Genomic DNA, 24,423 nt, shown 5'->3' on the forward strand with positions numbered 1-24,423 from the left:
CGACACACGAACGGCTTTCCGCAATGGCAGTTACACTTCGCAAGAGTAAACCGGACGACGACGACCTGCTCTTGCGCCTGTTCGCTGAACATAAGGCAGAGGAATTTGCCCTGCTCGGCATGGGCGAAGAGCAGCGTCGTTTCATGGTCACCATGCAGTATCGATTGCGATGCGCCGGATACGGAGCGGACTTTCCGGCTGCCATCCAGCAGATAGTCGAGGAGGATGGCGATCCGATTGGCCATCTTCTCCTGGATGAAGGACCGCACGGTTTGCGTATCGTGGATATCGCGGTTGCAGGCACGCATCGAGGCAGAGGAGTGGGAACGGCGGTGCTTCGTACGCTCTGTGAACGTGCCGGCTCCCAGGGGAGATCGATTCGGCTGCGCGTGATTCCACATTCGGCAGCAGCCCGTTTGTACCGACGCCTTGGATTCGTGGTCGTCTCCGGTGACGAAATGGGCGAAGAGATGATCTGGCGAAGTTCAGCTATCGACCAGTGAACGTCTGGATGAGAAGCCAGAGATTCAGCACCGCAATCAGCGTGGCCACGGCGTAACTCACCCACTTGAGCCATGTTCCGTTAACGAACTGGCCCATCCTGCGGTGGTCGCTGGTAAAGATCACCAGCGGGAAGACCGCGAAGCTGAGCTGCATGCTCAGGACGACCTGGCTGAGCAGCAGCAGGTTGGTCGTCCCCTGCTCGCCATAGAGGTACGTTACGGCGACAGCGGGGACGATGGCCAGCGACCGCGTGATGAGACGCCTCTGCCATCCTGGAAGGCTCATTTTGAGGAAGCCTTCCATGATGAGCTGTCCGGTGAGGGTGCCGGTGATGGTCGAGTTTTGCCCGGACGCCAGCAGGGCGATCGCGAAGATGGTGCTCGCTCCGGCGACGCCCAGCATCGGCGTCAACAGCTTGTAGGCGTCGCCAATCTCCGCGACCTCCGGGTGTCCGCCACGGTGGAAGACAGCAGCGGCCACAATGAGGATGGCTGCGTTCACAAAGAGGGCAAGCGTGAGCGCGAGCGCCGAATCGATGTTCGCAAAGAGGATCGCTTCACGCTTGCCCTCGTTCGTGCGTGGATAGTCGCGTGTCTGGACAAGAGACGAGTGCAGGTAGAGATTGTGCGGCATCACAGTCGCGCCGAGGATGCCGATGGCGATATAGAGCATCGCGGGATCGGTGACCATACTCTTCGAAGGGATGAAGAGATTCGTCACAATCGGTGCCCAGTCAGGATGCGAGAGGAAGATCTCAAAGCCAAAGAGGACCGCGATGGTGCCGATCAGGACGATCACCAGAGCTTCGAGATAACGAAACCCCTTGTGTTGGAGAAGCAGGACGACAAGGACATCGGCTCCGGTGAGAAGAACTCCAAGTGTCAAAGGGATGCCAAACAGCAGTTGCAGCGCGATGGCGGATCCGATCACCTCGGCGAGATCGCAGGCGATAATCGCGACCTCCGCGAAGAGCCACAGGCCGATCGCCACGGGTCGGCTATAGGCCTCGCGGCAGGCCTGCGCCAGGTCCCGTTCGCTCGCAACACCCAGCTTGATGGAGAGACTTTGTAAAAGAATTGCCATCAGGTTTGAGGCCATGATGACGAAGAGCAACGTGTACCCGTAGCGGGAGCCCCCCGCAAGATCAGTCGCCCAGTTGCCGGGGTCCATATACCCCACGGAGATGAGGAAGCCCGGTCCCATGAAGCCGAGCAGCCGCCGCCAGAAGTGAGGCGACTGCGAGATCCGCACGGACGAGAAGATATCCGGCATGGAGGCATCTTCGGTAATGGTGTTTTGTTCGAGGACGGGGCGAACGCTCAAGTCGGCCATAGGCTTTGACTTGAGTATGCCACAAGATGTAAACCTTGGTTAATATAAAAAGGAGTCCCCGCCTTAATTTATTGTGGCTTCACCCAGACGCGTTCCGCTGCGGAACGCCCGATGGTGGCGGGGCCGGCAGGGGTCTGGACCCGCCAGGTATCGTCATAGTTCTTTTCGAGGACGCGGATCGCGGCGCCCGGCCCGATGCCCAGCTTGTGCAGGAACTCAAGGAGTTTGGGGTCGCGTTCGTAGAGGCTTGCGACGGTGTAGTGAGTCTGTTCGACGGCATCGGTCAGGGCGAGGGTGCCGCGTTTGCGACGTTGTGCGGGCGTTTCAGGAAGCACGCCATTTCCGTGGGGACAGGTGCCGCGATCGCCCAGTTTTTCGATCAGTTTGGCCTCAAATGCAGGCGAGACGGCGTGTTCCAGGCGCTCGGCCTCGGTATGGATCTGATGCCACTCCATCCCGAAGATCTCCGACAGCATCCGCTCGATGAGGTGATGGCGCAGCGCGGTGCGATAGGCCGTCTCTTTGCCTTTCGTGGTGAGGCGCAGGCTGCCGTTGGCCTTGGCGTCGATGTATCCATCCTGCTTCAGTCGCTTGACTGCCTTGGTGACAGCCGGAGGAGAGACCTCGAGCCAGTGGGCGAGCAGCGCCGGGATCACGGTGTGCCCTTCGCTATCGGCCTCGAGGATGGCCTTGAGATAGTCTTCCTTGGAGATCGTGATCTCTTCTGACATAAGACTCCATGTTAACCCCGGTGAAGGTTTTTCGTCCTTTTAGTCGGTCTTCAGGGAAGAGGCGCGTTCGAGAACAAGGGCTGTCTCCAGTTCTTCGCGCATCTTGGCGACATCGCCCAGGGTGAGTCCTTCCTCGGAGGCGTTGCTTTGGTGCTTCGTCCTGCCTACCCGCTGCGCGTTGTAGATGCCGGTATGACCGGAAAAGAGATAGCTGAGGACGCAGGCGATGCCTGCGTAGGCTCCGGCCTCGGCACCGAACAATTCGACGGCCATCAAGGTGGAGGCGATGGGGGTATTGGCCGCTCCTGCAAAGACCGCGACGAAGCCCATCGCGGCCAACAGCGAAGAGGGAAGCGGGATAATGTGCGAGAGAGCGTTGCCCAGCGTGGAACCGATGTAGAAGAGTGGCGTTACCTCTCCACCTTTGAAGCCGGTGCCGAGCGTGATGGCGGTAAACAGGCCTTTGGCGGCGAAGTCGTAGACCGGCAGTTTGGAGTTGAAGGAGGCGACGATCGTCGGAATGCCGAGCCCGAGATACTTGAGCGTATAGGTCGTGCCAATGGCGAAGACTGCCGTGGTGACGATGAATCCGCCGACAACGGGGCGCAGGGTTGGGTTGGGGATGTGCTTTTTCGCTGTGCGCGCGATCGCATGGGTCAGCCTGGCGAAGCCCATCCCGGCCAGGCCGAAGGCGGCTCCAGCGATCATCGAGTAACCGACACCGGTGATGCTCATCGCGGGCGTCTCGGAGACGCGGTAGATCTTATGCTGCACATGCCAGGCCCGGGTTACGAGATCGCCGACGAAGGCGGCCATGAAGCAGGGGGCAATGGCGTCGTAGCTGAGCGTTCCGATCGCCAGGACTTCGATCCCGAAGACGGCACCGGCGAGCGGCGTACCGAAGACCGAGGCGAAGCCGGCGCTGATGCCGGCCATCAGCAGGATACGGCGTTCATGCGGGGCGAGGCCGAGTGGCCGTGAGAGCTGATCGGCCAGCGAGGCTCCGGTCTGGATCGCTGTGCCTTCGCGCCCGGCGGACCCGCCGAAGAGGTGGGTGATGAAGGTGCCGATGAGAATCAGCGGCGTCATGCGAACGGGGATGACGGCCGTGGGATTGTGTGTCTGTTCAAGAACGAGGTTATTGCCTGCCTCGACCGAAGCGCCGAAGCGCCGATACATCTGGGCCATGACCCAACCGGCAGGTGCAAGCAGAAGAATCAGCCAAACATGCTGTTCGCGCATCGCGGTCGCGTAGTTCAGCGAGACCAGCAAGAGTGCCGAAGCCGATCCGGCAAGGATACCCACGAGGGCGGCAATGGGTATCCAGCGGCCAAGATCGATCAGCAGCAGAAGTTGTTCGGGCAGTGATCTACGCGTACGTGTTTCGGGCAATGGGCCTCCTATTGGATGTAGGAGTCATCAGCGCCGGCCATTCGACCGGGCATCGTAGGCGAACCCCATCGCCAGGATTGTGATTTCAAGATAGCAGTTGCCGAAAATTCGCGTCAACGGGCGTACTTCTAGACAAGCTCCAACGCATAATGCATGCCCCTCTGCATCGTGATCTGCTTCACGGATGGCTCTGCGCCCTGGAGCGACGGTGCGTTGACGCTCTTGATGGTCACCCCATCGGGTACGCGCACAGTGTACGTCCCATCCCGCAACGCGAAGAGCTTCGCCTCGATGAGACGTCCCTCGCTCCAGCGCACCGCGACTTCCAGGCCTCCCCGTGCGCGCAGGCCGCGTACGCTGCCCTGCTTCCACGCTTTGGGAAGGGCGGGCAGCAGAGAGATTTCGCCGTCGTGGCTCTGGAGCAGAAGTTCGGCGATGGAGGCGGCCGCGCCGAAGTTCCCGTCGATCTGGAAGATGCTGCCGCCCGTGGCGGGGTGGGTATCGAAGAGATTTGCACCGGTGCTGTGCTCCATCAGCATCTTCAGCGACTCCCAGGCCATGTCGCCGTCTTCGAGCCGTGCCCACAGGCCGATGGCCCATGCGCGGCTCCAGCCGGTATAGGCTCCGCCGTTTGCAAGCCTGAGTTCCAGCGACCGGCGCGCTGCAGCCGCGAGCCCGGGGTTGTTGCGCGTCGTGATCTCCGCGCCGGGATAGATGGGATAGAGATGCGACATATGCCTCTGTCCCGGTTCCGGCTCCCCGAAGTCGGACGACCACTCCTGCAGCTGTCCGGCGTGACCGATCTTGTAGACGGGCATGCGCTTCTGCGCGGCCGACAAGGCTGCTACGAACTCCTGGTCGACACCAAGGACCTTTGCCGCCTCGGTCACATGCGCGAAGATCTCCCGGATGAGCGCGATGTCCATCGTGCAGCCGGCGCTGACATTGGCTGGCTTGCCGTCGGGTGCGAAGAAGTCATTTTCGGTGGAGACGGAGGGGCATGTCGTCAGTTGGCCCTTGCCGTCTTCGACCAGCCAACTCAGGCAGAACTCCGCCGAACCCTTCAGCACCGGGTAGCTGGTGCGCAGGAACTGCCTGTCGCCGGTGAAGAGATAGTGCTCCCAGAGATGCGCGCAGAGCCAGGGGCCGCTCATCGCGAAGTTTGCCCAGGTGGGGTCGGAAGATGCATTTCCCATCCCCACGGGGGCGGACTGCCGCCACAGATCGACGTTGTGGTGCGAGACCCAGCCCTTCGCCCCGTAGTTCACCTCGGCGGTCTTCGCGCCGTTGTGGCTCAGGTCTGTCACCATGGCGAAGAGAGGAGCGTGCAGTTCGGACAGGTTGCAAGTCTCGGTAAGCCAGTAGTTCATCTGGACGTTGATGTTGGCGGTCCAGTTCGAACTCCAGGGCGGACGCACATCCGCGCACCAGATGCCTTGGAGGTTCGCAGGCTGTGATCCAGGCCTCGAACTGCCGATGAGAAGATAACGGCCCAGATTGAAGTAAAGCGACAGCAGCGTTGGATCGGGGTCGTCCTTGAAGCTGTCGACGCGGATATTCGTGGGCCGCGCGGCGTTTGTTGTGCCGGAGCCCAGGTCGAGCGCAACGCGGCTGTAAAGCTTCTGATGATCTTCCGTGTGCGTGGAGAGAAGCCGCGCATAGGACGCAGCCCCGGCCTGCGCGATGGGGCGCAGCGCCGCGGCCAATACGACATCGATGGGGAGATCCGGGGGCACCGCATAGCCACGATAGCCGGTGGCCATTCCGAGCAGCAGCGTCACGGTCGTTGCCCCTTCGATCGACAGGCTTCCGTCCGGCTGTTTCTTGATCGTACCGTCGACGAGCTGCGCACGCAGTGCCGAGGCGAAGTGCATGCCTTCCCCATCGACTTCGCTGTAAAGAATCGGATGGTCGGTCTCCAGATAATTTGGCGCGGACTCGCTTGGGGCTTTGCCGGTCAGGTGGAGGGTGTGATCGTCTGGGGCCGTGGTCTTGGAGCGTAGGGGACTCTTCAGCCGGATCGTTGCCGAGAGCGCGCCTTTCCGGCTCGCGGTCAAGCGGGTGACCAGCAACTGAGCGGGGGCGGAGACGAAGGCCTCGCGCCGATAGCGCACGTCTCCCACGGTGTAGCTTACGGTCGCGACAGCAGTCTGGAGGTTGAGTTCGCGCTGGTATGCGGTTAACTGTTCGCCATGGGCCAACTCGATCTCCAGGTCACCCAGGGGCTGGTACGCCTGATTGAAGGGGCCCTGCATCTTCCTCATCTCGCGGTCTGCGGCGTGGTAGTCCTGCTGTTCCAGAACCAGCTTGCGGACGATGGGCAGATGAGCCTTCGCGCCGGGATTGTTCCAATCGCCGAGCTTGCCGCCGTTGCGCGGAAAGCCTGACCAGAGCGTGTCTTCATTGAGCGCGATCCGCTCCACGCGGTGATTTCCGAAGACCATCGCTCCCATCCGCCCGTTGCCAAGGGGCAGGGCATCGGCCCATTGTGGCGCGGGCTTGTCGAACCAGATGCGGTGATCGTTGCCGGGGCTGGCGGAGGCCTGTGCAGAGAGCGTTCCCTGCATCTTTGTCGCGGCGGCCGCCGCACCCATCCAGCCCAGAAAACGTCTTCGTGTCGTTGCCAATCTCATCGCCGCTCCAAAGGAAGGTGAACCACCCGCTAGGGTAGTTTATGGCACACTGTTGCGTATGGTTCGAGTGGGTGTGGACGCAGGCGTACGGGATGAGTTGCTGAAGGGGTTTCCTCCGGAGGCGACCTTCGTTCGGATTCCTTCGCAACCGGCCGAGGCGATGGAAGTGGACTTCTGGCTGTTGCCGTTCTTTCGCAAGGATGCGCCGCAAGTCTTTCAGAATCTGCGTGGTGTGAAGGTTGTGCAGTCCATGATGGCGGGTGTGGACTGGATTCTTCCGTGGTTGCCGAAGGACGTTACGCTTTGCGATGGGCGGGGAATTCACGATACGTCGACGTCGGAGTACGTTTTAGCCGCGATTTTAGCGGCTCAGAAGAGGTTTCCGCTGTATCGGGACCGGCAAAACCGGCAGGAATGGCGGAATCTGGGCGACTCGGGCGACGAACTGATCGACTCGGGTGGAGCTAACACCTCTCTTTACAAGGTGATGCAGGACGATCTGTCGGGCAAGACGGTGTTGATTGTGGGATATGGGTCGATTGGGGCCGCGATTGAGCGGCGGCTTAAAGCCTTTGATGCCAATGTGTTACGGATTGCGCGGAGAGCTCGGCCGGAGCCCGTGGTGCATGCGATCGGGGCTTTGCCTGAGCTTCTTCCGCAGGCGGACATCGTTGTGTTAATCGTCCCTATCACACAGGAAACAAAGGGTTTGATCGGCGCTGCCGAGCTCGCGCTGATGAAGCGGGGGGCGCTTCTGGTGAATGCTTCGCGGGGGCCGGTGGTGGCGACCGGGGATTTGGTGTCGGCGCTCGAGGAGAAGAGGATTCGTGCGGTGCTGGATGTGGTGGATCCCGAGCCGCTGCCTGTGGGGCATGCTTTGTGGACGGCCCCTAACTGCTTTATTACGCCACATATCGGGGGCGCCACGCCGGGATTCATCGTGCGCGGCTTCAAGCTGGCGGCGGAGCAGGTGCGGCGGTTTGCGGCTGGGGAGCCGCTGGACAATGTGGTGACGGAGGATGGATATTAGTCCATCTTTGGTGCGTTTTTAGCCGGTACAACATGGACTGCTGCATGGATATCGTGGACAGCGGACCGGTACATTGAGACAGGCCCATGGCTCTTCCGAGCGCATGGGCCTGTTGGGTTTAATCAGATCAAGGGCGAGGGTTATTCGTCGTCCTCATCCTCGTCTTCGTCGTCGTCATCCTCATCATCTTCGTCGTCGTCTTCATCCTCGTCGTCGTCATCGTCGAAGTCGTCGTCTTCGAAGTCATCTTCGTCCTCGTCTTCGTCGTCTTCATCCTCGTCGTCTTCGAGGTCTTCGTCATCCTCGAGGTCGTCGTCGATAACGGGGTCGTCTTCGAATTCGTCTTCTTCATCGAGGGCGGGGGTGCGGGGTGCTGCGTGGAGGGGTGAGCTCTCCGTGGACTCGAAGGCGGCGAAGATGCCTGCGATGTCGAGGCCGGTAACGATAATCTCTGGTGTTACGAAAATGGGCTGGATGGCCATGTTGCTTCTCCTTGGTGGAATAAGGGGGTGAATAAGGTCGCGATGAAGATGCGGCGTACGTCCGTTCAGGGTTGGATGCAGCGGAAACAAAATGGTGAGTACTTAATTTGTGGATGTTGTGGAAGTTGGCATCCTGGAGGGCTTTCGCTGACAACGGAACGCGCATCTACCTAAATTCATGGTGCATCGAGAGTGATCTCAGAGGCCGGTATGCCGATCTTACCCCGCCTTTGGAGCTTTCGGAACCCAGAAAACGCAGGATGGGGGGCTGGGGTGTGAAGCGTGAATGAATTCGAAAATTCGATGAGGGAGGATGGTGTAGTGGAGAAAGGGGTGGCGTTTGCTCCGCGGAGCGCGCGCGACCACAGCCTGATGAAGCCGCCCGACCCCCTTCGGCAACGGATCTGGGACTATGTTTCGATTGCGCCGCTGAGCTCCCTGTGGGACCTGCAGGGAGTATCGCCCGTGGTGATCGCCAAGCGAACGTTCCGGAGCTTTAACGAGGATAACCTTCTGAGTCGCGCTGCGGAGCTTGGGTACTACTTTCTGTTTGCCCTGTTTCCCACGTTGGTGAGTGCGTCGGCAATTCTTGGTCTGGCGGCGCGGTCGGCCTCTGAGATTTATCTGCGTCTGCTGAACTACCTGGCGCTGGTGGTTCCGCACGCGGCGATGGGGATCGTGCTGGAGACCTTCAACCAGACGACCTCGCATGCGAGCAGGGGGAAGATTACGTTCGGTCTGGCGGCGGCGCTTTGGTCGGCCTCGGTGGGGTTTACGGCGATTCAGGACACGCTGAACGTCGTGTACAAGGTGAGGGAGACGCGGGCGTACTGGAAGGTGCGGTGCGCGGCGATGGCGGTGACGGTTCTGCTGTCGTTGATCGTGACGCTGACGCTGGCAACCATGCTGGGTGGGGACTTCGTGGCTAGGCATGTGGTGCGTCACGCGGCCCGTCCGTGGATGGGGATGGTGGCGGCTGGTATCGTGCGTGGAGCGACGTGGACGACTGCGCTGGGGCTGCTGATTCTTTTGTTTGCGGTCATCTACTACTTCGCTCCGGATGTGAAGAGCAAGCGCTGGCACTGGCTGACGCCGGGTGGCGCGTTCGGGATCGGAGGGTGGTTTCTGGCCTCGCTTCTGCTGCGGTTGTACCTTCACTACTTCAACGACTACTCGGCGACATATGGATCCTTGGGAGCGGTGATCATTCTGTTGACGTGGTTTTATGTGACGGGCCTGATGCTGCTGACGGGGGCGGAGATCAACAGCGAGATCGCGGCGGCGGTGCTGGAGAAGACGCTGACGGGGAAGACGCCCGAGCCGCGGGGCAAGGTGGCTCCGGCGGCTCTCGTTGACGCTCCGGAGGCTGGCGCTGGTGGGAAGGTCTGGCGGCCTTTGTAGGTCGCTTAATGGCAATCTTTTCTTTTCCCCCACATCTTTTCCCCCACAATCATGGAAGGAGTTGCGATGAACGAGTTGGTGCGGGCTTTGGTAGGGGACAGCGCGGCGGCTCCCCCAAGTCATATTTTGGAAGGGATCGACAGGCATCTGGTGGATGCAATGGTCGTGGGAGCTCCGCATACGATCTATGAGGAGCTTTGGCATGTGACGTTCTGGCAACAGATCTCGCTGGACTGGTTTGCAGGCCGGGAAACGCCTGTGCCGGAGCATGCCTCGGGAGGTTTTCCGACGGCGCAGGATCGTGCGGGCGAGAGCTGGGACGCGCTGTGCTCGCGGTTCTTCGTGGGGCTCGAGCAGGCCGCTGTCGTGGCTGGGGATGAGGCTGGTTTGGATGCGACGATTCGCTGCCCCTCGCCTGCGGGGAAGCCTGTGCGCGTGATGACGGTGCGGGACCAGACGATCAGCCTGGTGGCGCATAATACTTACCACCTTGGAAGAGTGGTTCTGCTGCGGCAGATGCTGGGAAGCTGGCCTCCGGCTTCGGGCGGATTTACCTGGTAAGGAGGCGGACAAGCGCCGCTCGACGGTTTTAAGGAACTGATCCAGATCAATGACGGACCCAGGCCACGGGCTCAGGATGGGGTTTAGATCCCAAATCGAGACCAACACTTGCGCTGACGTGCAAGGCGGGAGCTACGGGTGATTGCATGAAGTTGATCTACTTTCTCGACTATCGATTTGTGCAGACGCCCTGTGGGGCGATCTGGACGGAAACCTCCTTCGATGCCGCGTTCTGGGAGTCCTACCTGGAGGTCTTCGACCATGTGACGGTGGTGGGACGGGTGATGGATGTGGAGTCGGCAAAGCCGGGCTGGATGAGGGTGGACGGGCCGCGCGTGAACCTGTGTGCGGTGCCTTCTTCTGGCGGGCCGCTGCAGTCGCTACGCTGCCGGCGGGTGATTCGCTCGGTGCTGGCGGAGCCGGGTGCGGTGATGTTGCGGACCCCTTCTCCGCTGGCTACGTTTGCGTATCGCGAACTGAAGAGGTCGAACCGCCCCTATGCGGTGGAGGTGGTGGGGGATGCGAGCGCGACGCTCGCTCCGGGCGTGATGCGTGCGCGTGGACTGTTCCGCTGGCTGTTTACGCGGGCGCAACGAGAGCAGTGCGCGAACGCGGCGGCGGCGAAGTATGTGGCTTCTATCCTGCAGACGAGTTATCCCGCGGGGCGAACGAGCCGGGAGGTTGTGTGCTCGGATGTGAGGCTGGAGGCCGCGTGGCTGCGTGACGAAGCGCGTGTGTTTTCGGCACCGGCGAGACGTCTCGTGTCGGTGGCTACGTTCTCGCAGAGCTACAAGGGATTGAGCATTCTGATCGATGCGATCTCCATCTGCCACTGGCAGGGGGTGCCGGTGACGCTGACGCTGGTCGGCGACGGCAGGCTGCGGCCGGAGCTGGAGGCGCAGGTGGAGCGGCTTGGATTGGGGGAGAGCATTACGTTTCGTGGGGCGCTGCCCTGGGGGCAACGTTTGATTGACGAGTTGGACCGTGCGGATCTGTTTGTGCTGCCATCGCTGGTGGAGGCTCTGCCGAGGGCGTTGATCGAGGCGATGGCACGGGCTCTGCCGTGCGTCGCGACGAGTGTTGGCGCGGTGCCTGAGCTGCTGGAGGAGAAGCATATCGCCACCCCGGGAGATACGGCCAGGCTCGCGTCGCGGATTCTTACGCTGGTGCAGGACCCGGCTGCCTTGAACGTGGCCTCGAAGAGGAACCTGGAGGTGGCGGGGGGATATGCGCTGCCTGTGCTGCGGCCACGCTGGACGGCTTTCTACAGGGGATTCGCGAATCTTCTGGAGCGCGTGAAGGTGCCTTGCGCACTTCCGGGCGCGGTGGAGATTTAGGGGAGCCTCGCGACCTGGGCATCGTTTCCGCTGGACCCATGCAGGGGCGCGGGGTGGGGTTTGCCTTGCGGTAACGTGCCCGGCCCTTCGTGAACCCGAAGAGTCTATGCCGGCGTCGATGCGACGGGCTCCGTGCTCTCTCCTTCTTGACAGACTGGTTCCTGGTGGGCGGCGGCCTGCTGGCCTGCGTTTCTTGCTGCGCCACGCTCGCGGATCCGGATCGGGAGTTCAGCCGATCTTGATCTATATCAATGTCTTTCGTGGAGGAGACTTTGCATAGTGATGAAACTTGTTACTTGCATGCGTTCCGCAAGTACCCAGGGTAACTATCGATCTTATGGTTCAAAACAATCGGCTAGTAGTTCGTGCAGGCGACCAAAGGGTGGCGCGGGGTGGATCGACGATCTTCCAGCGAACGCTTTCGTCTCCCGATCTCCGGCAGGTGCGCGCGCAGCCGTAGACCGAACCGCTCCGCACCATCTCCCACGCTCTGCCAGCTCCCTCTTGCTTGACTCCTTCCACTGACCTTACCGATTCGCAACCGATGTACCGGGAGATTGCCATGGCCTCTGCACCGAAGCTCGTTCCTCACCCCGAAGTCGAACCGTCCGTCGGGTTCATGCAACCCACGCTTCCTTCGCTGGACGAAGTGATGGAGGTGTATCGCGACGTGTATCGTGGCGGCGTGATTAGCAACGGGCAGTTGGTGGAGCGTCTGGAGCGCGCGCTGGCCGAGCGGCTGCGGGTGGGGCATTGTGTGGCGGTGTCGAGCTGTACGAGCGGGCTCATCCTTCTGATGAAGACACTGGGGCTTCGCGGCGAGGTGATCCTTCCGGCGTTTACGTCCTTCGCGACGGGAGAGGCCATCCTGTGGAATGGCCTTACGCCGGTGTTCGCGGACTGCCAGGCCGACACGTGGAATATCGACCCGATCGATGTGACGCACCGGTTGACGCCGTTGACGGCTGCGATCCTCGGTGTGCATATGTATGGAAACCCGGTGGAGGTGCGTAGCCTGCAGACGATTGCGAAGGATGCCCGGGTGAAGCTGCTCTTCGATGCGGCGCATGCGTTTGGGAGTTCGTTGTCCGGGCGTCCGATTGGAGGATTCGGGGATGCGGAGGTGTTCTCGCTGGCGCCGACGAAGATTCTCGTCGCGGGGGAGGGCGGCATCATCACCACGAACGATGCCGCGCTTGCGTTGCGGCTGCGGGCTGCGCGCAACTGTGGCGATCTCGGCGCTTACAATCCCGTGCTGTGCGGGCTGAATGCACGCATGTCGGAGTTCCATGCAGCGCTTGCGTTGAACGGTCTGGCGATGGTCGAGGAGAAGGTGAAACGGCACAACAAGATTGCCGCAGAGTACCAGCGTTTGCTGGCGGGCATTCCGGGGGTGTCGTTTCAATCCGTCCGCCATCGGAATGTCTCGAATTACAAGGACTTCTCGATTCATCTCACGTCGAGCCTCTGCGGGTGGGCGGCGCAGGATCTGTGCACAGAACTGAAGCGCCGTGGTGTTCCGACGAAGCGCTGCTTTCAGCCTCCGCTGCATAAGCAGAAGATCTTCGCCGGGTTGCATACGCGGTTCGATCGCCCGCTGTTCGTGGCGGAGTGGATCTCGGAGGGAATCGTGAGTCTGCCTATCTATCCGTCGCTCCGGAATGAAGATGTGCATTCGATTGCGGGGACGATTCGCGAGGTGCTTCATGCTCGTTGAAACGACGTCTTGCGGGGGCTGGATCTTTGGCTTTTGGAATCATCAACATACAGGTGATGCGAACGCGGGGAACGCGGCGTCTCCGAGAAGGATGGGAAAAAAATTCGTCTGCGCACCAAAGTAACGTGCAAAAAAGTTGCTACCGAAAATCCAAATGGCAGGGATGAACGTACCTATCGCATAGACCAGCAGGAAGCAGCGCATCGGAGATACAAGCATGCCATCCTTTAACACCCCAGGTACCAATCCGGACGATTTCGACGCGATTGTTCCAGTCTTTTCCCCGGCCATCAACGCCGGTACAGAGTTCCTTCAAAGCCTACCCGAACCCGAACCCATCCCCGCAAAGACAGTGATTCTTGAGCAAGGTCAGCGACCGTCGTTCGTTCGTCTGATCCGAACGGGAATCGTCAAGATAACCTTCACCAACGAACAGGGGGAAGAGTCTCTCCTGGGGCTTCGGTCCGAAGGCTGGTGGGCAGGAGCGCCTTTAGCGCTTCTGGATATGCCAAGCCTTTGTAACGTGACCACTGTTACCCCTTGCTCGGTCACCAGCATCTCGGTGGACCAGTTTTCTCAGCGGCTCATGCAGAACCAGCGCGTTCTGCGCCACTTTATCTCTTCGCAGTGCAGGGAGCTGATGGTGGAGCAGAAGCATGGCATCGTGCAGGGCTGCAGCGCCAGCGAACGCCTCAACTATCTGAAGAATGAAAACGCACACTCGCTGTGGCGGACTGTGGATCCGTCGTCCGTGATGTGCCAGGGTGAGATTGCAAAGCTGCTTGCCATCACACCGGAACATCTCAGCCGCCTGCTTCACCGGCGAACCGCTGCAAAACCGGGGACAGGCTTCAAGCAACCCAAGACACAGCGGGCCACCGTTTAGCACTCATTTTTTTCCATCACGCAGCTCCCTTGGAATGCACGGATGACCGCCCGTGCATTCCTTTTTTTCGCGGCTCTTAGCGCTTTCGGTGAAGCAACTGAGGTTGAATCTGGCTCAGGTCCTGGCAGCCGAGAAGGCCCATGGCGATCTGGCACTCCATGCGGAGGAGATTGACCACGCGCGCCACGCCTGCGGCACCGTCAACCGCCAATCCAAAGAGATAGGGGCGTCCTAGAAGGACGGCCTTCGCTCCCAGGGCGAGGGCCTTGACGACGTCGGTCCCGCGGCGGATTCCTCCGTCCATGAGCACTGTCATCCCGGGGCCAACGGCTTCGACGATTGCGGGCAGGGCTGCGATGGTCGACTGGACGCCGTCGAGTGCGCGCCCTCCGTGGTTCGACACGATGATGCCGTCGCATCCGGACTGCTGCGCCATGACGGCATCGTCCGGGTGCAGAATGCCCTTGAGCATGAGGGGCACCGGGCACTCGCCCCGCAGCCATTCCAGGTCTTTCCAGGTCAGATCGGAAGCGCGCACGGCGTTGTAGATATGGAAGCCCTGCGGGGAGTGGGCAGCCCCGGCCACGGCCGAACCCAGCCGCTTGAGATTAGCGCGCTCCATGCCTTTCGGCAGCTCGAAGCCGATTCTCGCCTCCCGGTCGCGTATGGCATTCACGGGTTGATCGACGGTCACGCAGACGGCCTCGCAGCCTGCGGAGAGGACCTCCTGCAGCAGGTCGCGCGTGAAGGTGCGGTCGCTTTGCACATACATCTGGAACCATTGGGGGCGCGCGGCCTGGGCTTGCACGGACACGAAGGTTTCGGTGGCGAAGTTGGCGGCCACCAGGGTGCAGTCGGCCATGTTCGCGCCGAGGATCGTCTCAAGCTCGCCGAGCGGATGCATCAGGCGGTGATATCCCGTTGGAGCGAGCAGAACGGGGAGCGAATGTATTTTGCCGAAGAGCTCTACTGTCGTATCGATCCGGCTGACGTCGTGGAGCATCCGGGGCAGGAGTTCGAGATCGTCGAATGCGGTGCGGTTGGCTCGCAGCGTGGTCTCACTGCCGGCTCCGCTGGCGACATATTCGAAGGCCTGTTCGTCGAGCAGGCTTCGCGCCGCCGCTTCGTAGTCGTCGAGATTCACCAGCCGTTGTGACATGCAAACCCCAGGTGCTCCGGCAGGCAGATGACCGCAAACATCCTCCTACCATAACGCTTTTTCCGACAACCCCACTGAAACGAGCTGTCCACAGCGGTCCTGTCTCGATTAATTTGCCTGATACTATGGACCCGACTGGAGACCCCCATCATGGAACCGAAAGCAACCAAGCTGCCCGCCGAGGCGATTGCGCTTTATAACGAATTCATTCATGGCGACATCAGCCGCCGCTCGTTTATGGATGGTATTCATAAGCTTGCGGGCGGTCTGGCCGCGGCTTCGGTGATCTCTGCCCTGATGCCGAACTACGCGCTTGGGCAGCAGGTCTCCCGTACCGACGACCGCATCAAGGCCACGTACGAGACGGTGCCTTCTCCGCAAGGTAACGGCAGTATCAAGGGCTACTTCGTGCGACCCATGAGCGCGGATACGCGCAATGAAAAACCCACGAAGCTGCCGGGGGTGATCGTCATTCACGAGAATCGTGGCTTGAACCCTCACATCGAGGACATTGCACGACGCTTTGCTTTGGCCAATTTCATGGCCTTTGCGCCCGATGGGTTGACGTCGGTCGGTGGCTTTCCCGGCGATGACTATCGGGGCGGACAGCTCTTCAATCAGGTGGACAAGACGAAGATGGCCGAGGATATGATTGCCTCCGCCAGGTGGCTGAAGGCACGGCCGGATTGCACAGGGAAGATCGGCGCTACCGGGTTTTGTTACGGCGGTTCAACGACGAATATGCTGGCGGTCCAGTTGGGGGGAGACCTGGCGGCGGCGGCGCCCTTTTATGGTGGGCCACCGACGGCAACGGACATTCCGAAGATCAAGGCTGCGGTGCTGGTACATCACGGCGAACTCGATACCCGGCTTGCGGCGACGTGGCCTGCGTACGACCAGGGATTGACCGCGGCGCACGTCCCGCATGAGGGCTATATCTATGCGGGCTGCGTGCATGGCTTCAACTGCGATGCTACGCCGGAGCGCTATAACAAGGTGGCAGCGGATCTTGCGTGGCAGAGGACGATCCACTGGTTCAATCAGTACGTTCGGGTCTAAAAGCTAAAGCGCGCTTAGGGCGGTTTTATTTCCCTTCAGACGTCGAGAGCAGGGCGGGCGGGAAGGTGTAGAAGTCGCGATCGACCTGCTTGCCGAGCAGATACTTGTCGGCGAAGGCGAGCATGGCGTCCCAGTCGCCCTGCACCATGCCGTGTGGACGGTCCGCGAAGCTGACACCGATTTTGCCGTCGGCGTGCAGGAACGAGTAGACCGGCCTGGCGGCGAGTTCGCTCTGGTAGACGCCGTTGATGGGCACATTCTGGTCGTGCGTGCCTTCGAGCGAGATAATCGGGCGCGGTGCGCAGAGGGCGAAGAACCAGTGTGCGTCGAAGGGCAATTTGTCCTGCTGCCCCCAAAACTGGTGCAGGTGCGGCGAGAACCAGTTGGGGTATTTGCGGACGATCTCGGTGAGACCCTCCTTGCCGCCTCGGCCTTCACCGCTGAAGCGGAAGGCTGGGGTACCCCCTCCGGAGCTGGCTACGGGAGCGGTCATGGCGATGCGATCGTCGAAGGCGCCAGCGATGAGCGCCGACTTGCCGGTGCGAGAGATGCCGGTGACGATGAGCTTTGTTTTGTCTACGTTGGCGTCGGTCTGGAGGTAGTCGACGATGCGCGAGACGCCCCAGGCCCAGGCTCCGAGGAGGCCCCAGTCGTTCTTGGGGTAGGCCGGAAAGAAGCGGGTGGTGCGATAGGCCCAGCTTCCATCGGGTAGGCGGAGTGTGGTGTCTTCGCCGCAGTCGTTGTTGTTGAAGGTGACGAAGGCGTAGCCGTGGGCCAGGGCAGGGTTGGTGGTGGCGATCTCCTCCGCGGTGCGGGTGCGGATGCCTTCGCGAGCACCCGGAGGAAGGGTGCCGGGCTCGGTGACCATGGGGCCGGTGACGAGGAGGGCGTCCTGGCCTTTGCCCTGGTTGGCTCCCTGCGGGAGACGGGGAAGAGGGGTCGCTCCGGGTGGGGTGCCGGAGGGGGAGATGATGGCTGGCGGCGCAGGCACGCCGATTGGGGTGAAGATACCGATGTCGAGGCTCAGGCTATCTTTCGGGCCGAAGGTGAGATGGACGAGGCGGTACTTTACCTTGCCGTTGGCGAGCGTTTGTTCGCTGAGGACGTGGCCCACGACGTTTCCGGGCGGCGGGGGCGCGAGGCCCACGACGTAGTACTCGAGGGTGGTGCGGATCTCTTTGCGGCGTTGCTGCCACTGGGCAGGGGTGCGGACGCGCTGGCCGTTGTCGAGGATCAGCGGGTCGGGCATCTCGGGGCGATTCGGCAGGGCGTCGGGGCCAGGCATGGGCTTCATGCTGGTGTGGATTTCGGGGAGCGGGATCTCTTTGGGATCGGGGCGCGAGGGCAGTTGGGCCGATGCGGTGATGGCGCATGCCATGAGGGCGGCTGCCGAGAGTGTAGTTCGGATCTGCATGGTCGTCTTCCTTATTTCTGGCCGAGAACGTAGGGCGTTGCGGGAGCGGCGATGAGGCCGGAGACCTTGGGGGCTTCGAGAGGGGCGGCTCCCGTGAGGCCGGTGCCAGTGACCTTGTAGGTGCTGATGAGAGGGCCGGTGAAGCCGGTGACCTTGATTTGGCTGAGGTGAACGTTCTTCATATTGGCCAGCAACAGGCCTTTTTCGCAGGTGCCCGTGACATTGCGGATAGTGAGGCCGTCCAGCGGTTTGTCGGGGTGGATCTCGTTGGCGGTGACGAGCACGGGGACGTCGGTGACGCGGATGTTGGTGAATGTGTAGTTGCGGACGGTGGGGATGCCGTCGAGGCCGGGGACAGGGTAGGGATCCTGCAGGCCGCTGTTGAGGAAGTTGAGCCGGAGGAAGCCGAGCTTAGCGTTCGAGACCTCGAGGTCGTTCATGGTGATGTTCTCGATGAAGGCTCCGCGGCCTGGGCGGCTCTTGATGTAGATGGCGTGGGTGCGGGCGCCGAGGCATTTGCAGTGTTCGACGAGGACGTTGCGGATGCCGCCGGAGGTCTCGCTGCCGATGCCGATGCAGGCCCAGGTGGCGTCGGTGAAGGTGCAGTTGGAGATGCGGACGTCTTCGCAAGGGACGGCGATGGTGTTGCCTTCCATGCCGCGTCCGCTTTTCAACGAGATACAGTCGTCGCGGGTGTCAAACTGGCAGCCGTCGATGACGACATGCCGGCAGGAGTCGACGTCGATGCCGTCGGCTCCGCTGCGGATGATGACGTTTTTGAAGGTGACGTTCTCGCAGTAAACGGGGTGGATGGACCACATGTCGTTGCCCTGGGTGACGATGTCCTGGACCAGGAGGTTCTTGCAGTGGGTGAACTCCATGAGGGCGGGGTTGCGGATGATGTCCTGGCGGGCTAGGTTCGAGGCTCCGGGTTGGCGGCTGTAGACGAAGGGGGAGCCGTCGGCGTTGCGGATGCGGCCCTTGATCGCGGGGCTGGCGGTGACGTTGCCCTTGCCGAGGATGGTGACGTTTTCGGCGTTCTGCGCGGAGAGGAAGGCTCCGTAGCCCTTGATCCAGCGGCCTTCCCAGCGGACCTGTGTCATGGGATAGTCGGCGATGTCGGGCGAGCCGAGGAGGGTGGCGCCGTCTTCGAGGCGCAGGGTGGTGTTGGAGTGCAGGAGGAGGGCTCCGGTGAGATAGTCGCCTGCTGGGACGACGACTTCGCCGCCGCCAAAGACGCTGCATCGGTCGAGCGCCTGCTGGAGGGCGAGGGTGTCCTTCGTTTTACCGTCGCCGAGTGCGCCGAGATCGCGGACGTTGAGGTGAACGGCGGGTCCTGTTGGTTCGTGGGATTCGGTCGGCTTGCGGGGCTTTTGGGCTTCAGCGGGCAGAGGAAGGGAGGCCATGAAGGGCAAAGTGGCCAGACCTTTTCCGGTAGTTTCTAAGAATTTTCGGCGTGGCCAGATGGGGTGAGTCATGGTTTTCCTTTGTTTTTCAGTGCAGGGCGTGGGGCCCTCGCTTTGGCCATGAAAGGCTAGCATGAATTGGTTGGACCGCGATATTGGGACGATGAAGTCGTTTCCTTGGGTGGGGTGCGTGGTGGGCGTCCAAAGACCTCGTTGCGATGGACGAACCCACATCTCAAAGTCGAGATGAGGGGCACCCGGGTTTGTGGCTGGATGGGTCGTCTATCATGGGGGTGGTCCCAGCCTTCGGGTTGACGATCTCGGGCCTCTCTCGTGCTTCGCCAAAAAAGACAACGAGGGAGGCCCTCCTGTTTTGCAAGCCGCTCATTTCATGGTTGACCGGGATATCGGACTGATCTAGTCTTATATTCAAGGACTGAGTTCTGCGGCTGTCTTTTGGCGAAGCACCGCAGGTCTCGGGAGATTGGAGATCGCAGCATGAGTCAGAGAAGGAAATGGAAGATCCAGCGTGCGCTGGGTCTGGAGTTGCCCGGTCTGGGCAAGCCTGGGGCGCTGGAGAAGAGGAATTATCCTCCTGGACAGCATGGGCAGAGGCGCAAGGCGAAGCTTTCGCAGTTTGGCGTGCAGCTTCGAGAGAAGCAGAAGCTCTTGTTTCACTATGACTTGCGCGAGGAGCAAATGCGGCACTTTGTGCGCAAGGCCAAGAGCCTGCAGCCGAAGAACTGGATCGAGGCTCTGATTGGGCTGCTGGAGCGGCGTCTGGACAATGTTGTGTTCCGGCTGGGGTTTGCGCGGAGCATGGCGGCGGCGCGGCAGCTTGTGTCGCATGGGCATGTGCAGGTGGATGGGAGGCGCGAGACGATCGGGTCGATGATCCTTCGTCCGGGCGCGACGATCCTGCTGTTGCCGCGGGCGAGCCAGATGGCGGCTACGCTGCAGGCCCGGGAGAGTCCACGGCTTCCGCTGCCTTCCTTTCTGCAGGTTCCGGACCAGAATGCGACGAATCGGGGCGTCCTGCTTTCGATTCCGGATACGAGCCATGTTCCATTCGAGTTCAACTCGAACCAGGTGGCGGAGTATTACGCGAAGCGCGGCGTCTAGCTGAGACCCGTTGCCGAGGACGAGTCGGGCAAAGGCTCGTGGTTGGTTTCGGGTTTTACTTTTATTTTCTATGAGTTGAGAGCTGCGAGCTTATGGTTTCGCACGGTTTGCGATACAGAAGGAGTACAGCATGGATGAGTTCAATGTCACTCTTGCCGAACGTACTGGGCTTGGCCGTATCAACCTGTGTGGATGCCGTTCGATCCATTTGAGTGTGGGGCCGGTCACGATTTGCCTGGCTCCGGAGGCGTTTGCGCAGGCCGCGAACATGATCCGGGAGGCGATGGAACAGCTTGCGGAGATGACGGCGTCGGGGCAGTTTGAGGAAGCTGCGGCGATGCCGAGTCACCTGACGCATTAGCGATTGGTCAGTCCAATTTTCAGACACACGTTAACTTTCGGGTTAACGTGTGTCGATCTCACCACACCTTTTCGTTGTTTTGCCACGCCTGTATGTTGTTGAAAATATTCAACTTTGGGTTTTGTGGGCTTTCGTGGCGTTTCTTTGGGTTTTATGGGTGTTTCTTCGGTTTTCTTCGGGTTTTACCTGTAGTTTTTTGGACGGTAAAACGTGGGAGATTGTATGGATTTTGTGGTCATTTCGTGGTGATTTGAGTGCTCGGTGCGAATGGGTGTCGTGGAGACGGTTGAGGCCAGGGCAGGAGAGCATACCCCAGGGGCTAAAGCCCAGATTCCGGGCGATCCTGTGAGCCCCAAGGCTCAAGCCTTGGGGCTCTGGAAGGTTAGGGCTGGGTTTAGTGGCTGCCGAAGGAGACCTTCATGCCTCCGAAGACGGTGATGGGGGCTCCTGGGGAGACGTAGGTGGTGTTGCGGACGGGGTAGTCTCCGCTGGGGTAGGGGGCGAACTCGCGGGCGACGAAGGCTCCGCTGTCGTTGTAGGGGGAGGTGGCGAGCTGGCCGGTGGTGTAGTAGCGCTGGTTCAGCAGGTTGTTGATCTCGGCGAAGAGCTGGTAGTGGGGGCTGAAGGTGTAGCGTGCGCCGAGGTTGACCACGCCGTAGGCAGGGACCTTGCCGCTGCCGAGGTAATACTGGCCGTCGGGCTGATGGAGGTTGTTTTCGTTTCCTTTGACGAAGGAGCTGCCGATGGCCTGCAGGTCGGCGCTGACGGCGAGCTTTTTGAGGGGGTGGTAGTCGGTGTAGACCTTGAGGAGGTGCTGGGGGACCTGGGGGATGTTGTCGCCGGGGACGATGGTGATGAGTCCGCCGTCGGTGACGCCCTTTTCGCCGCCGGTCGCGTTGCTGTTGCTGCTGTTGCTGTCGGCCTCGATGACCTGGGTGCTCTGATAGGTGGCCTGGAGGAAGGTGTATTCGATGCCTGCGCCGATCTTCCGGAACTGGGCGCTGGTGGACGCTTCGACGCCCTGGCGGCGGGTTTTGCCGAAGTTCTGGAAGTAGCCGAAGCCGGTTTGCTGGGAGGCGACGAAGAGCAGGTCGTCATTGTTGATGGTGTGGAAGAAGCCGGCGGCGTAGCGGATGCGTCCGTCCGGATTGCCACGGACACCGAACTCAAAGGTGCGGCTGACGACCTGTTTGAGGGGCGGATCGCTGACGAGGGCGTTGGGCAGCGAGCAGGGGAAGTTGGGGTCGGCGCATCCGAGTTCGGTGGAGGTGGGGGCGCGGCTGGATTCTCCGTAGTCGAAGTAGGCGTTGAGGAGCGTGTTGGGCTTGAAGACGACGCCAGCGGTGGGGTTGAAGCGCTGGAACTTGTTGTCGGCGGTGAGTCCGGGGCGTCCGGAGACTGCACGGGGGAGGCGGTCGTGGTTGTCGACGTCGGTGTGGTTGTAGCGTCCACCGGCGTTGAAGACCCACTTTTTCCAGCTCAGGGTGTCGGTGACGTAGAAGCTGGGGGTGGTGGTAACGCCGTGGAGATTGACGCGGCTGTCGTCGAGCGTGCCGTCATCGCCGACTTCGCTGCCGTCATCGAAGGCGGGCACGCGGGTGATGGTGAGGCCGTCGGGGTTGAGGTAGCCCCACTGCGCGTTCTGGATGAAGGTGAGTCCGCCACGGTCGAAGCCTGCGCCTACGCTGAGCTTGTTGTGCGCGGTGTTCCAGGCGAGGGCTGCGGTGGTGCCGTAGGCGTGCTGACGGTTGACGGTGTCGGTGTCCACGCCGTTGCATTTCTCGGCGGGTTCCGCGGTGGTGATTCCGGAGGTGAGGGCGATGGCGGCGGCCAGGCAGCGGAGATAGGGGAAGGGCGTGTTGGCGGCGTTGATGGGGGTGGTGGGGAAGGGGATGCCCGCCTTGGTGAGGGTGTTCTTGTCGGTGTTGCTGAGGGTGTAGAGGGACTCGGTGAAGGAATCGTCGTTGATGTCGCCGTTGGAGGTGTTGGTGCGGGTGTAGCGGACGTAGGCGTTGAGGTTGATGGCGATGCCGTGGCGGAGGGACTGGCTGGCATTGAGGGTGAGGAAGGGCGAGTGCTGGTAGGTGTCGTCGGGGATGGAGTAGACGCTGTTGTAGCCGTGGTTGAGGCCGACGGTGCGGTTGATGGCGCGGATATCCTGCGTGCCGTTGCCGATGAGGTTGTTGATGGCGTAGCCGCCGGAGAGGGAGAAGGCGGTGTTGCCTGCGTTGTAGGCGAGTTTTGCGAAGGACTGTTTGACGCTGGAGGGGGATTGGACGCGCCAGCCGTCTTCGTGGAAGAGTGTGCCGGCGGCGAAGAGGTTCCATGGGCCTTTGCCGGTGCCGAGTTCCATGTCGACGGCGCGGCGTCCGAAGGAGCCGCCGTAGGCATTGACGGAGACGCCGCGGTTGGTGAGGCCGGATTTGGTCTGGATGGCGATGGCTCCGCCGAGGGTGTTGAGGCCGTAGACGGGGTCGGAGCCGGGGATGAGTTCCATGGACTGGATGGCGATTTTAGGGATGAGGTCCCAGGGGACGACGTCTCCGAAGGGCTGGTTCTGGCGGACGCCGTCCATGTAGACGGAGAGGCCGGCGGGTGCTCCGACGAGGGGCGAGGCGGTGTAGCCGCGATAGTTGAGGTCGGGCTGGAAGGGATTGTTCTGGTTCTCGTTGACGTAGACGCCGTTGAGGCGGCGCTTCATGGCGTCGGTGAGGTCGATGGCGTTGGTGTCCTGGAGGGTCCGGGCGTCGAGGGTCTGGACGGGGGTGGGGACGTCGGCGAGGGGGATGTCGAGGGCACCGATGGGGGTGGAGGCGACGACGTTGACGGTGGTGGAGAGGCCGGGGAGGGCGGTGGTGAGGGAGCGCTCGATGGGGCGCGGGGACTGGACGGCGATCTCGAGGGTCTGTCCGGCGAGGTGGAGCTGGTAGATGCCGAAGGGGAGCTGCGGGATGTCGAGGGTGCCGTCGGGGGCGACTTCGATGGTGCGGGTGTGGCTGGAGGTGGGGCCGGTGAGGGTTCCCTGGGCGGCGGTGGGGAGTCCGGCGCGGTCCTTGAGACGGAGGCGGATTTCGCCGGTGGGGGTCTGGGCGAGCGCGGAGAGGCAGAGGGCGAAGGAGACGAGAGCGAGGCGGAAGCTGGAGGGCATCTGTTGGTCCTATGCGTGGTGAAGCGATTTAGTTCGTGCGCCGAAACAGATCGGGCGAGGCGTTCGGGAGATGGCGGCTTCGGGTGTCTGTTTGTATATCCCTGCGGGGCGATTTTTGTTCAGGTTTTTTTGGCTGGGGCGGGTTTTATGCGGGGATGGGAGGCTTGGCCTGCGCCGGTGTGTTTATTGCATACTGGTTGCACTTCCTATGTCTTCGTTTCCTGCCAATCCGGTGATCGAGCTTTGTGTTCCCCGGGAGGCGGAGGGGCTGGAGGACGAGGTGCTGGACCTGTTCGACCTGCTGGGGACGCGGCTGCTGTCGTATGCGGTGAGCTTCGGGATTCCGGTGCAGGATGGGGAGGATGTGGTGCAGGAGACGTTTCTTGCGCTGTTCCAGCATCTACGGAAGCAGGGGTCTCGGGAGAATCTGAAGGGGTGGCTGTACCAGGTGGTGCATAACCTGGCGCTGAAGAAGCGGTACCGGAAGACGGTGGAGGTTGCCGAGACGGTCGAGTGTTTCGATGAGAGGCCGGGGCCGGAGGAGATGGCTCTGTTTGGGGAGAGGCATGCGCGGTTGCAGGCGGCGCTGGGGGCGCTGCCGCTGGTGGACCAGAGGTGTCTGCGGCTGAGGGCGGATGGGCTAAGGTACCGGGAGATTGCGAAGATCGTGGGGATCTCGCTGGGGTCGGTGGCGGCTTCGCTGGCGCGTTCGATGGCTCGGCTGGAACGCGCGGGAGGGAGGTAGAGG

At 61.5% G+C, this 24,423-nt stretch carries 20 protein-coding genes and 1 riboswitch; of the genes, 11 read left to right on the forward strand and 9 right to left on the reverse strand.

Going from position 1 to position 24,423, the window contains the following annotated elements:
- Positions 1-23 precede the first annotated feature (23 nt).
- Positions 24-503: a GNAT family N-acetyltransferase gene (locus tag BM400_RS06485; RefSeq protein ID WP_089837732.1), complete on the forward strand. Its 480-nt coding sequence runs from the start codon at positions 24-26 to the stop codon at positions 501-503.
- Here the strand turns inward: BM400_RS06485 and BM400_RS06490 are convergent.
- From BM400_RS06490 to BM400_RS06505, 4 genes are all read right to left on the reverse strand, one after another.
- Positions 490-1,836 (reverse strand): Nramp family divalent metal transporter, encoded by a 1,347-nt coding sequence (locus BM400_RS06490; protein ID WP_089837734.1) that lies wholly within the window; start codon positions 1,834-1,836, stop codon positions 490-492. The two genes, BM400_RS06485 and BM400_RS06490, sit on opposite strands and share 14 nt — an antisense overlap.
- 68 nt (positions 1,837-1,904) lie before the next feature.
- Positions 1,905-2,567: a metal-dependent transcriptional regulator gene (locus tag BM400_RS06495; protein ID WP_089837736.1), complete on the reverse strand. Its 663-nt coding sequence runs from the start codon at positions 2,565-2,567 to the stop codon at positions 1,905-1,907.
- A 39-nt stretch (positions 2,568-2,606) separates the two neighbouring features.
- Positions 2,607-3,959 (reverse strand): voltage-gated chloride channel family protein, encoded by a 1,353-nt coding sequence (locus tag BM400_RS06500; protein WP_217644083.1) that lies wholly within the window; start codon positions 3,957-3,959, stop codon positions 2,607-2,609.
- Between the two features lie 11 nt (positions 3,960-3,970).
- A riboswitch (Fluoride riboswitch) is annotated at positions 3,971-4,041 on the reverse strand.
- A gap of 46 nt (positions 4,042-4,087) precedes the next feature.
- On the reverse strand, positions 4,088-6,592 hold the full coding sequence (locus BM400_RS06505) for a glycoside hydrolase family 95 protein (RefSeq protein ID WP_089837738.1): 2,505 nt from the start codon (positions 6,590-6,592) through the stop codon (positions 4,088-4,090).
- Between the two features lie 58 nt (positions 6,593-6,650).
- Here BM400_RS06505 and BM400_RS06510 point away from each other — a divergent pair, with 58 nt between their 5' ends.
- Positions 6,651-7,622, forward strand: coding sequence for a 2-hydroxyacid dehydrogenase (locus tag BM400_RS06510; protein WP_089837739.1), 972 nt, complete (start codon positions 6,651-6,653; stop codon positions 7,620-7,622).
- 140 nt (positions 7,623-7,762) lie between these two features.
- On the opposite strand, the gene BM400_RS21955 is transcribed toward BM400_RS06510, so the two are convergent.
- Positions 7,763-8,104: a hypothetical protein gene (locus BM400_RS21955; RefSeq protein WP_175528896.1), complete on the reverse strand. Its 342-nt coding sequence runs from the start codon at positions 8,102-8,104 to the stop codon at positions 7,763-7,765.
- A gap of 333 nt (positions 8,105-8,437) precedes the next feature.
- Here BM400_RS21955 and BM400_RS06520 point away from each other — a divergent pair, with 333 nt between their 5' ends.
- The 5 genes from BM400_RS06520 to BM400_RS06540 all read left to right on the forward strand — a co-directional run bounded on the left by BM400_RS06520 (position 8,438) and on the right by BM400_RS06540 (position 14,006).
- Positions 8,438-9,505: a YihY/virulence factor BrkB family protein gene (locus BM400_RS06520; RefSeq protein WP_245781718.1), complete on the forward strand. Its 1,068-nt coding sequence runs from the start codon at positions 8,438-8,440 to the stop codon at positions 9,503-9,505.
- 66 nt (positions 9,506-9,571) lie between these two features.
- Positions 9,572-10,066, forward strand: coding sequence for a DinB family protein (locus tag BM400_RS06525; RefSeq protein WP_175528897.1), 495 nt, complete (start codon positions 9,572-9,574; stop codon positions 10,064-10,066).
- Between the two features lie 146 nt (positions 10,067-10,212).
- Positions 10,213-11,403 carry a glycosyltransferase gene (locus BM400_RS06530; protein ID WP_089837746.1) on the forward strand — a complete coding sequence of 397 codons (1,191 nt, stop codon included), beginning with the start codon at positions 10,213-10,215 and terminating at the stop codon, positions 11,401-11,403.
- 562 nt (positions 11,404-11,965) lie between these two features.
- Positions 11,966-13,120: a DegT/DnrJ/EryC1/StrS family aminotransferase gene (locus BM400_RS06535; protein WP_175528898.1), complete on the forward strand. Its 1,155-nt coding sequence runs from the start codon at positions 11,966-11,968 to the stop codon at positions 13,118-13,120.
- A gap of 217 nt (positions 13,121-13,337) precedes the next feature.
- On the forward strand, positions 13,338-14,006 hold the full coding sequence (locus BM400_RS06540; RefSeq protein WP_089837750.1) for a Crp/Fnr family transcriptional regulator: 669 nt from the start codon (positions 13,338-13,340) through the stop codon (positions 14,004-14,006).
- Between the two features lie 76 nt (positions 14,007-14,082).
- Here BM400_RS06540 and BM400_RS06545 read toward each other — a convergent pair whose 3' ends face one another.
- Positions 14,083-15,165: an alpha-hydroxy acid oxidase gene (locus BM400_RS06545; RefSeq protein ID WP_089837753.1), complete on the reverse strand. Its 1,083-nt coding sequence runs from the start codon at positions 15,163-15,165 to the stop codon at positions 14,083-14,085.
- 150 nt (positions 15,166-15,315) lie between these two features.
- On the opposite strand from BM400_RS06545, the gene BM400_RS06550 reads away from it, so the two are divergent.
- Positions 15,316-16,224: a dienelactone hydrolase family protein gene (locus BM400_RS06550; protein WP_089837755.1), complete on the forward strand. Its 909-nt coding sequence runs from the start codon at positions 15,316-15,318 to the stop codon at positions 16,222-16,224.
- Positions 16,225-16,249: 25 nt separating this feature from the next.
- On the opposite strand, the gene BM400_RS06555 is transcribed toward BM400_RS06550, so the two are convergent.
- Together BM400_RS06555 and BM400_RS06560 are read right to left on the reverse strand one after the other, a co-directional pair.
- Complete coding sequence (locus BM400_RS06555; protein ID WP_089837757.1) at positions 16,250-17,638, reverse strand: glucuronyl esterase domain-containing protein; 1,389 nt, start codon at positions 17,636-17,638, stop codon at positions 16,250-16,252.
- An 11-nt stretch (positions 17,639-17,649) separates the two neighbouring features.
- Positions 17,650-19,044, reverse strand: a complete 1,395-nt coding sequence (locus tag BM400_RS06560; protein ID WP_245781719.1) for a glycoside hydrolase family 28 protein — start codon at positions 19,042-19,044, stop codon at positions 17,650-17,652.
- Positions 19,045-19,542: 498 nt separating this feature from the next.
- Here BM400_RS06560 and rpsD point away from each other — a divergent pair, with 498 nt between their 5' ends.
- Positions 19,543-20,166 carry a 30S ribosomal protein S4 gene (gene rpsD / locus BM400_RS06565; protein ID WP_089837760.1) on the forward strand — a complete coding sequence of 208 codons (624 nt, stop codon included), beginning with the start codon at positions 19,543-19,545 and terminating at the stop codon, positions 20,164-20,166.
- Positions 20,167-20,296: 130 nt separating this feature from the next.
- Positions 20,297-20,527, forward strand: coding sequence for a hypothetical protein (locus BM400_RS06570; RefSeq protein ID WP_089837762.1), 231 nt, complete (start codon positions 20,297-20,299; stop codon positions 20,525-20,527).
- Positions 20,528-20,921: 394 nt separating this feature from the next.
- On the opposite strand, the gene BM400_RS06575 is transcribed toward BM400_RS06570, so the two are convergent.
- Entirely contained in the window at positions 20,922-23,675 is a 2,754-nt protein-coding gene (locus BM400_RS06575) for a TonB-dependent receptor (protein WP_089837764.1), read from the reverse strand.
- Positions 23,676-23,883: 208 nt separating this feature from the next.
- On the opposite strand from BM400_RS06575, the gene BM400_RS06580 reads away from it, so the two are divergent.
- Positions 23,884-24,420, forward strand: coding sequence for an RNA polymerase sigma factor (locus tag BM400_RS06580; RefSeq protein WP_175528899.1), 537 nt, complete (start codon positions 23,884-23,886; stop codon positions 24,418-24,420).
- Positions 24,421-24,423 lie beyond the last annotated feature (3 nt).

Origin of the sequence: Granulicella pectinivorans, assembly GCF_900114625.1 — a bacterium.
Taxonomy (GTDB): Bacteria; Acidobacteriota; Terriglobia; order Terriglobales; family Acidobacteriaceae; genus Edaphobacter; species Edaphobacter pectinivorans.